The sequence below is a fragment of the Ruminococcus sp. genome, assembly GCF_016283395.1.
The window spans coordinates 106,578-119,643 of sequence record NZ_JAEEMU010000035.1 but is presented as its reverse complement, the minus strand read 5'-3'; the positions used below and the strand labels follow the sequence as shown (position 1 = coordinate 119,643).

Genomic DNA, 13,066 nt, shown 5'->3' with positions numbered 1-13,066 from the left:
AAATGCCTTTCTGTAATAGGGATGAAAAACACGATTTTTCAACGAAAAACCATTGATTATTGAAAAAGATACACTTTGAGAGGATAAAACGCAGAGGCTTATAAAGAAAAAAATAGTGACAAATGTCACTATGTTAGTGACAATTATCATCTTGTTATATTTAAATAATAATGTTAATATAAATACAGATTATTGGTGCGGTTTAATTTTGGGGTGGAAAAACGTTCAGCGCGCGGAATGTTTTATTTGATCTTATATTTTTTTAGGAGGTTTTTTGATATGAGAGAATTTATGAAAAAAGCAGCGTGTTTTCTTTCTGCCGCAGTTATCATGTGTGGAACAACAGCTATCTCTGCAAGTGCGGCAAGAAACTATGAATTTGGTCAGAGCATAACTCTGGATCACAGTTTTGAGTTGTCTAATCCTTCAACCATCACGCCTATATATGTATACAAAGACTTTGAGGTGAATAAAACATACGATGAGATAACTACAAAAGAAAAAGTTGTTCTTGAAGTTGTTCAATACAAGACCTTGACCGGCTATGATCTTAGCTATCAGTGGTTCAAGGACGGTGTAGCTCTCAACGCTCAGACAAAAAGCACCTATGAAGTAGTAGGTACTGCGGGCGAATTCTTCTGCAAGATAACGGCAACACCAAGGTTTGTTCAAAAGGCAAAAAATGTCGGCACTATTGCTACAGCTTCCAGTGGAGGGGCAAAAGCTGTTACAGTTGGGGGAAAAACTATTGTAGGCGGGGTAAAAGCAAAAACTACAACAGCTGCTCAGATATCCCAGGTGCTGACTTATGAGACAAACAAGGCTACAATAAAGACAGTTCCTGAGCTTACTATATGGTCTCAGCCAAAGAGCGGAACTATCAATAAATCAGGCGGTTATTATAACCTTTCTATAGGTGTGAGCGGCGGTTCGTCTTCATACAGCTATGAGTGGAAGAAAAGGGGCTCATCGACTGTATTGTCCACCGATAAGACTTACAAAGCATACAATACAGGTGATTACTACTGCGTTGTTACCGACAGCAAGGGCAGAACAAAGACAAGTAACTATGCAACTGTAAAGACAGGTTATCTCAATATCACTCAGCAGCCCAAGGACGGTATCTTCTGCGGCTATCAGGATGACCATTGCTACCTTACTTTCGGAGTAAACGGCGGAAACGGCAACTACACATACAAGTGGACCTGCGACGGCGTTGAGGTCGGTGACAATACAGCTACTTTAGATGCCAAGAAGGCTGGTACATATGTATGTACAGCTACAGACTCCGAGGGCAGAAAGGCTGTAAGCCGCGGTGCTGTAGTTACCTTGAAGTCATTCGCTGCAAACGGCTGTTACATAGATTATATGGGATATCACATAAAAGGGGAGCACCTCTATCTGGATATGAATGACAGGTCATACAATGTATATGCAAGTGCCGCTGGCGGTACAGGAAGGTATTCATACAGCTGGGAGTGGGAATACAGCTTTAATAATGATGGTACTTATTATTACGACTGGCTCGGTATGAATAAGTTTGGTTCAACAGGTTCATTTACATGGGACGATATAATCCATAGACAGTATTATTATTATGTTTACGGCGGCAGCGGTTCTTACAAGAGATATGAGAAGAGGGTACGCTGTGCAGTTCAGTGCCTTGACGATAACGGCAGAGTAGTAGCTGTAAGATATACTTCACCTATAGTCGTTCATGCACATGCTGACTGCGTAAATCCGTACGATCCTGACCTGGCATGGGCTTTTGGGGACTGATAAATATATGAAAAAAGGAACTGCAATTGCAGTTCCTTTTTTTGTCGTATACTGTCGAAAAATACTTTTTTGAAAAAAGCTCTTGACAAATAAGAACAGATGTTCTATAATATGATTGCAAGGAATAGAACGTTAGTTCGCAAGCTATCTTATCAAGGGTGCAGCAATATGCTGCTCGTGCGCTCTTTTATTTACTATTAGGGGGCGAATACTATGACTAAGCTTATCAACGATTACACCAAGAGCTGTTTTATGGTAAAACAGCGTATCTCCGAGCTTACCAAAATGCGAAATACTCTCATTGAAAGCGGTGACGAACTGAAAGTCAGGGAGCTTGACCTTGACCGCCGCATACATCTGCTCTATATCGAGCACGGAGAGATGCAGGAGGTGATCTCTCATCTTACCGCGTATAAGAGGAGGCGTGAAGGCTTTGTCGAAACGTAACTCTTATACCGATACTTTCACGGGCGAGGCTGATAAGGGCATAAGAATGATACTGGGCAGCAATAATGATGAGGAGGGAAATGCACAGAGACTGCGGCGAGTACTGTTAAAAGTTATTAATAATGAGCTTACCCCGAGACAAAAAGAGATAATTATGCTATACTATTTTAAGGACACTGATATCGTTTCTATCAGCAAAAGGCTGGGAGTGTCGCCGCAGGCTGTTTCCGCGGTGATGTCAAGAGCCAGAATGAGAATGTTCAGGATACTGCAATACTACATCTGAGGAGGGGACTATGGATACACCTTTGTATGACTTTCTTGTGAGGTATGCTTCGTCGGGGACTCTTCGCGCTCATATGCCGGGGCATAAGGGAAAAGCTCCGGTAAAGGAGCTTGAGGAACTGTATTCACTTGATATAACCGAGATAAAAGGAGCTGACAGCCTTTTTGAGGCTGAGGGCATAATTGCCGAGAGCGAGAGAAATACCGCTAAACTGTACGGAAGTGAGGCGACTGCTTTTTCGGCTGGCGGTTCGACTCTTTGTATACAGGCTATGCTTGCTATAATGAAAATCGAGGGGCGGAGAGTTATCGCCGCAAGGAACGTTCATCGCGCTTTTCTCAATGCGGCTGCCCTTCTTGGACTTAATGTAACGTGGATTATGCCGCAGTACAGCGGCGGTATACTTTCGGGGGAGCTTGCTATTTCTGATGTTGAAAGGGCGCTTTCTGCGAGCCGTGAGCCTGCCTGTCTTTACGTAACATCTCCCGATTATACAGGCAAAACTGCCGATATAGCTGCACTTGCGGGGCTTTGTCACCGTTACGGAGCGCGGCTTCTTGCTGACAATGCTCACGGTGCGCATCTTGCGTTTTTTAAGAAAAATCTACACCCCATAGCTCTGGGAGCTGACCTGTGCTGTGACTCTGCCCATAAGATGCTGCCTGCGCTGACTGGAGCGGCTTTTCTGCACACCTCATGCAGGGAATATGTTCCTGTTTTGAAGCAGGCTATGAGCTTTTTCGGTTCGACCAGTCCGTCATATCTTATAATGGCTTCTCTTGACCTGTGCAACCGTTACATTGCAGACAGCATACGTGATGATATCGCTGCGGCTTTGCCGCAGATAATCTCGCTGAGGGAGAGCTTCGGCGGAAGGCTGGTATTTGCCGAGGGAGAGCCCTTTCACATAACTGTTAAAGCCGCTGAAAGCGGCTTCTGCGGCACAGAGCTTGCGGAGCTTCTTCGCGGTGAGGGAGTGGAGTGCGAATATGCCGACAGTGAGCTTGTGGTGCTTCTTATGTCGCCTTTATCTTCTGACCTTGACTTTGTGCGGCTTCGCGCCGCGCTTGAGAGCGCGGTGGCGGGAGCTTCACTGAAAGACTGCGTGAGATCGATAATTGAGCCGAAGCTCCCGCAGATGGCTCTCGCCATCCGCGAAGCCGCATTCGCACCGTCTGAGGAGATACCCGTTGAAGAGGCTGAGGGACGTATTTGCGCGTCGGTGAAAGTACCCTGTCCGCCTGCGATACCAATAGCTGCAAGCGGAGAGATAATAGACAGGGATTGTATAGAGCTTTTTAAAGCCTACGGTATTAATACGGTGCTTGTAGTGAAAAAATAGGCAGAGCTATTGCAATTTTGAATGATATATGTTAAAATGAGGTATATTATTTATGCGGAGGTGTCTGTATGAGCGACATGAACGAAAAAGAACTCGATGAGCTTGAAGAAGAGGAATCAGCAGAAAACTATATCACGCTCACTGATGATGACGGTAACGAGGTATCATTTGAGATAATCGGCACTGTTGAATATAAAGAGCATCTTTATGCTGTACTTCTTCCTTTCGATGATGAGGACGATGAAGTAGTAATTCTTGAGGTTATCCCAGGAGAGACTCCCGAAGAGGACGACTTTGTATCAGTTGATGATGACAAGCTTCTCGGAGAGGTATTTGAGGAATTCAAGAAAAACTACGACGGCGAATACGAATTTGAATAAGCTCGGCGCGGAGCCCGCTCTGCCTGACCACGTTGACGCTCGGCGCGGATTCCGCGCTGCCTAACCACGTTGACGCTTGTAAACTCGCTCACTCTTAATAGTGCTGTTAATTGTACATCGCTTACGGGAGTTTTTTGCCATTATTCTTTTATAGGAAAATAAGAAAGGACGGATATACTCCGTCCTTTTTGTTTCGGGCGGATAATATCCGCCCCTACAGTTTATTTTATAGTACCTGCTTTATATGCTTCAAGGAGCTGACGCAGGTCGTTTATTTTGTCAACTATCTCCTCGCCCTTGTCGGTATCGGAGATGTTAGCGCGTCTGTCCAGTTTCTCAACAAGGTGTATCGTAGGAGTATTGCCGCTTTCGCCTGCTACAAAGGGCTTATGCTCGGCAAGATTGAGACTGTGAGAGTCGTATATCAGCGTATATCCTGCAATACCCGTGGTTGACTGGTATGCCTTTGATATGCCGCCGTCTATGACAAAGAGCTTTCCGTCAGCCTTTACGGGACTTTCTCCGTTCTTTATCTTTACGGGGACATGACCGTTGATGATATGACCTTTCTCGGGATCAAGTCCGAATAATTCCAGAAGAGTCATGCATACCTCTGCATTTTCCGAGAAAGTATAGTAAGCGTTGTAATTCTCGGTGTGAAGCGACTTGTCCGCAAGGAGTCCGCGCTCAAAGAATGCCATTTTGTCCTTTCCGTAGAGAGGGGACTTTGCTCCGCACCAGAGATACCACATATAATCACTGGCGAAATCCTTATCTGCGCCGCTGCCGAAATATGCCTGATTTACAAGTTCTCCAAGCTTGTCAAGGAGAGACTTGCCCGAATACTTCTGACCGCTTATATTTACGCTTTGAAGCTCGCCGTTTTCGTCCATTGGTATACAGCCATGGAAGAGAAGATTATTGTTGCAGGTCTTGTACATTGCGCCCTTTGCGTAAATGAAGCGGATATGCCGCTGGAGCTTTTCACTGTGTCGGAATGAAGCTCCGAGGACTTTCATAAGCTCGGCTTCACCATCGGAAAGCTCAAGAGGTGACTCAGGATCAACAGTAGGGAAGCTCTTGTCAAGAAGCTCATGCACCTTTCCGTTTATGGTAACAGTGCCGTTTCTGAAATCCGTTCTGCCGAAGATATCACGATCCTGCATTTCCCATTCGGGGTGCTTGGCAATGAGCTGACCTTCAAGCTTCATCTGTATAACAGTTATAGCCTTGTGCATTTTTGCAGCAAGGTCAAGGTCAACGGGGTCGTAGATATTGTCATCGAGAGTGCTTGGAGTATAGCGTTTGCAGTCGTCATGTGCGTAGGTCTCGCCTGCAAATACGGCAAGTGCTCGGAGATTGAGTCCGTAGCCGTCCTCAAGCACATCGAAGTTATTATATCGCATGGCTATGCGGATAACATTTGCGATAAGGGCAGGATTTCCTGCGGCTGCACCCATCCATGAGATATCATGGTTGCCCCACTGTATGTCAACATCGTGCATCTTCATAAGCTCATCGAGGATAATATCCGCACGGGGACCTCTGTCGAAGATATCGCCTATGATATGGAGTCTGTCTATACTTACGGACTGTATGAGCCTGCAAAGGGAGATTATGAAAGTCTCGGCAATGCCTGTGCTTATGATAGCACTGATTATCTCATCGTAATAGTAGTCCTTGTTTACATCGTCGGTAACGTTGAGAAGCTCGTCAAGTATGTACACCATATCGCTTGGTATGCGCTTTCTGATACGTGATCGTGTATACTTTGCGGAAACAGCTTCGCATACAAGTATGAGTCTGTATATGCTGAGTCTTTTCCATTCGTCGGACATCTCGCCGCTGTTGGTAAGACGTGATATCTCCTTTTCAGGGTAGTATATAAGCTCCGCAAGCTGTTCGCGGTCACGGGCAGAAACGGTCTTGCCGAGTACAAGGTCTATTTTTATCTTTATCATTCCCGAAGCACTTCTGAGCATATGCAGGAAGGCTTCGTATTCGCCGTGCATATCGCTGAAAAAGTACTCAGTCCCCTTCGGGAGACTTCGTATAGCCGACAGGTTTATTATCTCACTGGCAGCACTTTCGATAGTGGGGTATTCCTTGGCAAGAAGTCTGAGATATTTTATATCCATAGATGCCCTCCCTTCAGAGCTGTTCCATAAGCTTGTCTATGAGTTCTTTCTTTGCAAGTCCGTCGGAGAAAGCTGTTGCACCTCCGCAGGCTGTGCCGAGTTTAAGTGCATAGTCGTAATTTTCACCGTCAAAGCCTGCGATAAAGCCTGCAAGCATTGAGTCGCCTGCACCTACGGAGTTCTTTACTGTACCTGTGCAGGCACCGCATTTATAGAGCTTTCCTCTCTCGTCAAGAAGTACAGCTCCTTTTTCAGCCATTGATACGAGCACATTTCCTGCACCCATAGCCTGAAGCTTTACTGCGTGTTCGACTATCTCATCGTATGTTGTGATATTTACACCGAATATCTCGCTGAGCTCGAAATTGTTGGGTTTTATGAGAAAAGGACGGTATTTGAGTATGCTTGTAAGGAGTCCTTTTGCTGTGTCGGCAACTACTCTGATATCACGGTCAGAAAGCTTTGAAAGTATCCTTTCGTATATATCGTCGGGGAGACTGTTGGGGATACTTCCTGCAAGTACAAGAGTATCGCCGTCTTTTATTTCGTCAAGCTTGTCCATGAGCTGGTCTATGTATTCGCTGTCGATATGAGGACCTTGTCCGTTTATCTCAGTCTCTTCATCAGCTTTCAGCTTTACATTTATACGGGAATTGCCGCTTTTCAGCTTTACGAAATCAGCATCTATGCCCATTCCCTTTACGCCCTGCTCTATAGCTTCGCCTGTAAAGCCTGCTATAAATCCAAGTGCCTTGCTCTTTACACCAAGCTCGGCAAGTACGGCAGAAACGTTTATGCCTTTTCCGCCGAAGAATATCTCCTCAGACTCGGAACGGTTGACACAGCCCGTCTGTATTCGGTCGGTGTGCAATACGTAGTCTATTGCGGGATTGAATGTGACCGTGTATATCATTTATAAGACTCCTTTTTAATTTCAGATCAGTGTTCAGATTAAAAAGAAAGAAGCGTTTACCATTGGTAAACGCTTCTTTGGTGCGAGTAATGGGACTTGAACCCATACGTCTCTCGACACACGCCCCTCAAACGTGCCTGTCTGCCTATTCCAGCACACTCGCATTGCCCGTCTCTCGACTGCTTTAATATTATACCAGATAAAAAACGGTTTGTCAATACCTTTTTTCAAAAAAATCGAAAAAATTTTTTGAGGTAAAAAATAGTGGGCTTTAGTTAATATAAAAAATAAAATATCCGCCTATTGACTTTTGTCTGCTGTTGCTGTATAATATTATCTGTTGATGCTGATGTGGCACAGTCGGTAGCGCAACGCCTTGGTAAGGCGTAGGTCGTCGGTTCAAGTCCGATCATCAGCTCCACGCTAAACGGCGTGAAACAGGCGTTTCTTCTTTTTGAGGAAACGCTTTTTTATTTTACTAAAAGCAAAAGTGTCATAAATCTGTCATAGTGCTGGTTGTGATATTATGTTTGTAAATCAGAACACTCTATTTACACTGTAACGAACTAAAGAAACTTCTTACGATGAATACACCAAATAGAAAACAGCTTGTAAACACCTATAAATAGCTGAATTGGAGCAGGCGACTATTTGCCCATGTTTCGCTGTTTGTAGATTGTTCACCTGTTTGGCGGCTATATTTAGCTGTTTATTTGATGCTTGTGTTAAAGTGAAACCCAAAACAGCCATCATATTGTTATTTCGTTTTTTTGATGACTCAACGTTTTTTATACAAAACTAAAAGAGCCTGCCATTATAGCAAGCTCTTTTTTGCATAGAAGAACAAATTGATGTTGTGTTTTATATATTTATAGACCATGATAAAACTTTCTGTTTCAATGGTGTGATATATCAAGTGTAATGGATTTATTACATATGGCATCATACACAATTACTCTTTTTATATTCATTAAAAAGAATATTTGATCATGTAAGGAAAAATATTTTCTAGTTTTCCGCTTAATCTATAATAAATATATATTATGCAACCTACAATTAAGGTTGTCAAACCTCCATAAACTACTCTGTTTTCATACATTCTCGCCAAATAGCCTTCTTCTTTATAATAAAAAAACCTTTTTCTCTTAATTTGCGATTTTTTATAATCATTTATTATACGCTTAACCAAAAAATAGACTGAAATAATTATTAATAATACAGCTATTATTATATCATAGTCCATAGATAATCTCCTGTTTTTTAGCTTTTAAAATATTATATCATAAATCAAGTCAATAGTCAAGAAATATAATTATAGATGTGTTGATAAATTCATCAATTACCTTTTTATACATATGACATTTGCTCAATATTAGGGAGTGCTTATTTATTTAATCAAATACGCTCAGGGCACTATTGTGTAAAATAATCAGGGACTCTCCGAAAACGGGAAGTCCCTTTTGTTTGTATAATTATTACGAAGCACCGTTGCCTTTGAATACAACAATGATAGTTTTGAGTATGATCTTTATATCGAGCATCAGGTTCCAGTTTTCGATATACTCGCGGTCAAGGCGTACGACCTCCTCAAAATCGGTGATGCCGCTTCTGCCGCTTACCTGCCAAAGACCTGTAAGTCCTGGCTTTATGCTCATTCTTATCCTGTGACCTAAGTCGTACTTTTCCCACTCGTCTATTGTAGGGGGGCGAGTGCCCACGAGGCTCATATTGCCTTTCAGTATGTTATAGAACTGGGGCAGCTCGTCAATGGAGTATTTGCGTATAAAGTTTCCGATACCCTTTGGTCTGCCGTGCTTGTCTTTTTTCTCACTGCCGATTATACGGGGATCATCGTCCATTTTGAACATCATATCGCTGTCTATCTTGTTTTTAGCCATAAGCTCCTGCTTGCGCTTTTCTGCGTCCATATACATACTTCTGAATTTGTACATTCGGAAGGTCTTTCCGTTCTGACCGACTCTGTTCTGCGAGAAGAAAATAGGTCCGGGAGACTTTATGTATATTATGGGGGCAAGGAATATAAAGACTATCATTGTTATGATACAGCCTATGAGTCCGCCTATGATATCGGCAAGACGTTTCAGAGCCATTTCACCTGCGGAAGCAGGAGATACACTGCTTGACAGTACTCTGTACGGTCCTAAGTTTTTCATCTCTGTAATAGGCCACCTGCCGTCAGAGATAGAAGTTATGGAGTAATTGACTGTGATACCCATACGGAATAGGCTTTCCATAAGCTTTGAGGGGAGCTCCATATTTTCTGCCTGAAGCAGGAAAACTTCGTCTACCCAGCCGTGAGTCAGCTTTGCGATAGTATCATCGTTGAGAGAATAAAAGGGGACTTCGCCTTCCTTTTCGCCCTCGCTGCACTGCCTGTCAGTGACCACAACGCCAGAAATGAAGTAATTGCGGTGTTCCTGTTCACTTATGAGAGCGGACAGAGTCTTTTTTGCAATACTTCCCGATGTTATAAGGACTATCGACCTGCGGTTCTCTTTGTATTTGCTCGAATTGAATACCCTTACTTTGTTGAGTTGTCTGACCAGGTAATCAACAAGAGTGAACGTTACCGAGGTAAGACCGAACTGCAGTCGTGAAGCAGTGGTAGAATGTTTTACAGAAAACAGGTAAACCAGTGAGATAACGATGATACACGAAATGTATTTGACAATGGAAATTATCTCTTCCAGTCGCCCTCGTCTGAGGATATCTCTGTAATTATTTGAAAAAACTATAACAAGGAGCTGGCACGTTGTAAGGATAACTGCCTGATACTGGTAGTCATCAGTGCGGTACGGATTAGAAAAGCTGATATGCATCCAGTAGCTTATAGTAAAGCAGAATTGCAGGCATATCATGTCGAGTATGATGAAATCTCCGTGCTTCAACCCTTCCTTTAGACCTTTATTACCCACGAAGCACCTCCGTGATTTTTTGTCCTGCTATTTTCGGGACATTTTATATTATAATTATAAACCATAACGGCAAATGTGTCAAGGCTGATATCTGTTGCAGCTGCAAGGAAAATCCGCAAGTTATGTGTTGACATATTGGCTGATATGGGCTAAAATGAAACTATAAAACGAATATGCCAGAACTACTGTAAATTGAAATAGGGAAGACAAACTGTGTAATACAGCCGTTAGCCGTTAGGCATTAGCCATTAGCCGAAAGAGTTCGCTGACGCTCACATCATTTAAATAATTCGCCGAAGGCGACACATTGGCTGATAGCTAAAGGCAAAAGGCTAAGGGCTGAGTTACATGATAAGTAAGAATGAAGATAATACTTCCCTGATTCAATCATTATTATCAGAAAGGAATGAGTTTATGAAAATATTGAAAAGAGTATCTGCTCTTGCTTTTGCGGCTGTTATGGCACTGACGGCTTCTGCGGCAGGCAGTACTGCTGTGGCGGCAACTACTCCAGATGTTGTGGACTATGCAGAGACCGAGAACAACTGGGCAAAGCTTTTGCAGTACACACTTTATTTCTATGACGCGAATATGTGCGGTACGGGAGTATCTGATAACAACCGCCTTTCATGGCGCGGAAACTGTCATGTATATGATTCAAAGGTACCTATGCACCCTATTGATGATGACCATACGGGAACGAATTTGTCAGAGAGCTTCATGGAAAAGTACAAGGATATCCTTGACCCCGACGGTGACGGATTTATTGATGTATCGGGCGGTTTCCACGATGCAGGCGACCACGTAAAATTCGGACTTCCCGAGGCTTATGCGGCTTCTGTTGTATCATGGGGCTATTACGAGTTCCGCGAGGCTTATGAGGAAACAGGACAGGCAGCTCACGCTGAGACTATCTGCCGCTATTTCTGTGATTACTTCATGCGCAGTACTTTCCGTGACAAGAACGGCGACGTTATCGCTTTCTGCTATCAGGTAGGCGATGGAGCAGTTGACCACAGCTACTGGCAGTCACCTGAGATAGACGCTATGGGCAGACCTGCTTTTTTCGCTACTTCTGAAATTCCTACAACTGACGATGTTTCTGAAAGTGCAGCAGCTCTTGCAATAAACTATTACAATTTCAAGGAAACAGATCCGGAGTATGCGGAAAAGTGTCTTGACTACTCAAAGGCACTGTTCGACTTCGCCAATAAGAACGAGAAAAAAGTGGGACAAGGCAAGGACGGTCCTGCAAGCTTCTATACATCGAGCAAATGGGAGGACGATTTCTGCTTCGCGGCAGGCTGGCTCTATCTCATAACTCGTGACCATGATTACCTTGAAGCCTGCGAGAAGTACATCGACTATTATGCGCCTCCGGGATATGTTCTCTGCTGGAACGATATGTGGAACGGAGTTGGACTTATCTTCGGACGCATACAGGATATCTATCCTGAGGTATGCGAGGAGACTCGTGTGGCTATCGGCAGAGGTCAGTATGAAGTTCTGGATTTCTGGGAAATGGAAGCAAAGGCTTTGAATACTGTCATGACAAAGAAGCTTACTCCTGCAGGCTACTTCCACCTTGATACATGGGGAAGTGCAAGATACAATACGGCGGTGCAGTTCACGGCTCTGGTGTACGATAAGTACAACAAGGGCAAGGATAAGTATAACGAGAAAAATCCCGATTACACCTTTACAGAGTGGGCTCTGGGACAAATGGAATACATAATCGGCGACAACCCTCTCGGCAGAAGCTATGTAGTCGGCTACGGTGAGAATTCTGTAAAATTCCCTCATCACCGTGCGGCTTCGGGACTTACAATGGCTGAGGATCCTGCCGAGCATAAGCACGTACTTTACGGTGCTCTTGCAGGTGGTCCTGATGAAAACGATGAGCACAACGATATAACCAAAGACTGGGTATACAACGAGGTAACTATCGACTACAATGCGGCTATCGTAGGTGCAGCGGCAGGACTTTACCTTTACAAAGGCGATAAGACCATGAAGCCAGAGGAGAACTTCCCACCTGCTGAAAAGACTGACGATACACAGCTTTTCTCGGGGGATGATTTCTGGGCAGCTGGCTATTGCTCGGATGCTCCCGAAAAGACAGGCTCAGGCGTTACAAAGCTCACATTCTTTGTCAACACAGACTCTCTCGAACCCCATGACGATATATCAATACGTTACTATTTCAGCATAGAGGAATTCGAGAACAAGACTATCCCAGGAAGCTTTGTACTGCAAAAGACCTACGATCAGGTAGAGACTGAGGTCACTGGCAAGGCTGCTGTGCTTTCTCAGCCAAAGCAGTACAAGGACGATATCTATTACATCGAGATATCCTGGCCTGATTATGCTATTGCTAATTCCAATAAGAAGTATCAGCTCATTATCGGCAACTACTACGGCGAGAAGTGGGACTCCTCCAACGACTGGAGCAAAAAAGGCATGATAGACCTTACAGAAGAGGGCGAGGACTACGATAACATCGTAAGCGGAGTTGAGTTCGCAAAACGCTGCGAAAACGTGTGCGTATACGCTGACGGAAAGCTTATCGGCGGCACTGAGCCTGACGGCACAAAGCCTGCAAAGGTGTATAAAGTAGCTCAGCTTGTAAGACTTCGCAGAATGCTGCTTGGTCTTGAAGCTTTCAGCTCGGAAGATGCAGCTAAGCAGTTTGACTTCAACGGCGACGGAGAAGTTGATATCCATGATGAGGTAGAGCTGAGAAAGCTCCTTATCGCACAGAACGCATAAAAATGAAGATCCCCGAGGCACTGCTTCGGGGATCTTTTGATATGAGCCTTTAGTTTTTAGCTCTTAGCCATTAGGA

General features: G+C 44.0%; 10 protein-coding genes and 2 tRNA genes. 7 read left to right on the top strand and 5 right to left on the bottom strand.

Annotated features, from left to right (window positions below; genetic code table 11):
* The first annotated feature begins 279 nt into the window (after positions 1-279).
* The 5 genes from QZZ41_RS04710 (at position 280) to QZZ41_RS04690 (ending at position 4,234) form a co-directional block, all read left to right on the top strand.
* Complete coding sequence (locus QZZ41_RS04710) at positions 280-1,779, top strand: hypothetical protein (protein WP_295068864.1); 1,500 nt, start codon at positions 280-282, stop codon at positions 1,777-1,779.
* A gap of 213 nt (positions 1,780-1,992) precedes the next feature.
* Positions 1,993-2,226 carry a hypothetical protein gene (locus tag QZZ41_RS04705; RefSeq protein ID WP_295068861.1) on the top strand — a complete coding sequence of 78 codons (234 nt, stop codon included), beginning with the start codon at positions 1,993-1,995 and terminating at the stop codon, positions 2,224-2,226.
* On the top strand, positions 2,204-2,512 hold the full coding sequence (locus QZZ41_RS04700) for a sigma-70 family RNA polymerase sigma factor (protein ID WP_295068858.1): 309 nt from the start codon (positions 2,204-2,206) through the stop codon (positions 2,510-2,512). Before QZZ41_RS04705 ends, QZZ41_RS04700 begins: the two co-directional genes overlap by 23 nt.
* A gap of 10 nt (positions 2,513-2,522) precedes the next feature.
* Positions 2,523-3,854, top strand: a complete 1,332-nt coding sequence (locus tag QZZ41_RS04695) for an aminotransferase class I/II-fold pyridoxal phosphate-dependent enzyme (protein WP_295068853.1) — start codon at positions 2,523-2,525, stop codon at positions 3,852-3,854.
* A gap of 68 nt (positions 3,855-3,922) precedes the next feature.
* The gene (locus QZZ41_RS04690) at positions 3,923-4,234 is read left to right on the top strand and encodes a DUF1292 domain-containing protein (RefSeq protein WP_295068848.1); all 312 of its coding nucleotides are present in this window, start codon (positions 3,923-3,925) and stop codon (positions 4,232-4,234) included.
* A gap of 221 nt (positions 4,235-4,455) precedes the next feature.
* Here QZZ41_RS04690 and QZZ41_RS04685 read toward each other — a convergent pair whose 3' ends face one another.
* The 3 genes from QZZ41_RS04685 to QZZ41_RS04675 form a co-directional block, all read right to left on the bottom strand.
* On the bottom strand, positions 4,456-6,372 hold the full coding sequence (locus tag QZZ41_RS04685) for a fructose-1,6-bisphosphatase (RefSeq protein ID WP_295068844.1): 1,917 nt from the start codon (positions 6,370-6,372) through the stop codon (positions 4,456-4,458).
* A 13-nt stretch (positions 6,373-6,385) separates the two neighbouring features.
* Positions 6,386-7,285, bottom strand: a complete 900-nt coding sequence (gene pfkB, locus QZZ41_RS04680) for a 1-phosphofructokinase (protein WP_295068839.1) — start codon at positions 7,283-7,285, stop codon at positions 6,386-6,388.
* Between the two features lie 78 nt (positions 7,286-7,363).
* A tRNA-Leu gene (locus QZZ41_RS04675) sits at positions 7,364-7,448 on the bottom strand.
* 182 nt (positions 7,449-7,630) lie between these two features.
* On the opposite strand from QZZ41_RS04675, the gene QZZ41_RS04670 reads away from it, so the two are divergent.
* Positions 7,631-7,706, top strand: a tRNA-Thr gene (locus tag QZZ41_RS04670).
* A gap of 549 nt (positions 7,707-8,255) precedes the next feature.
* On the opposite strand, the gene QZZ41_RS04665 is transcribed toward QZZ41_RS04670, so the two are convergent.
* Together QZZ41_RS04665 and QZZ41_RS04660 are read right to left on the bottom strand one after the other, a co-directional pair.
* Positions 8,256-8,528 (bottom strand): hypothetical protein, encoded by a 273-nt coding sequence (locus tag QZZ41_RS04665; RefSeq protein ID WP_295068835.1) that lies wholly within the window; start codon positions 8,526-8,528, stop codon positions 8,256-8,258.
* Between the two features lie 232 nt (positions 8,529-8,760).
* Positions 8,761-10,221 (bottom strand): sugar transferase, encoded by a 1,461-nt coding sequence (locus tag QZZ41_RS04660; RefSeq protein ID WP_295068831.1) that lies wholly within the window; start codon positions 10,219-10,221, stop codon positions 8,761-8,763.
* Positions 10,222-10,635: 414 nt separating this feature from the next.
* On the opposite strand from QZZ41_RS04660, the gene QZZ41_RS04655 reads away from it, so the two are divergent.
* Positions 10,636-12,990 (top strand): glycoside hydrolase family 9 protein, encoded by a 2,355-nt coding sequence (locus QZZ41_RS04655; protein WP_295068827.1) that lies wholly within the window; start codon positions 10,636-10,638, stop codon positions 12,988-12,990.
* Positions 12,991-13,066: the final 76 nt, after the last annotated feature.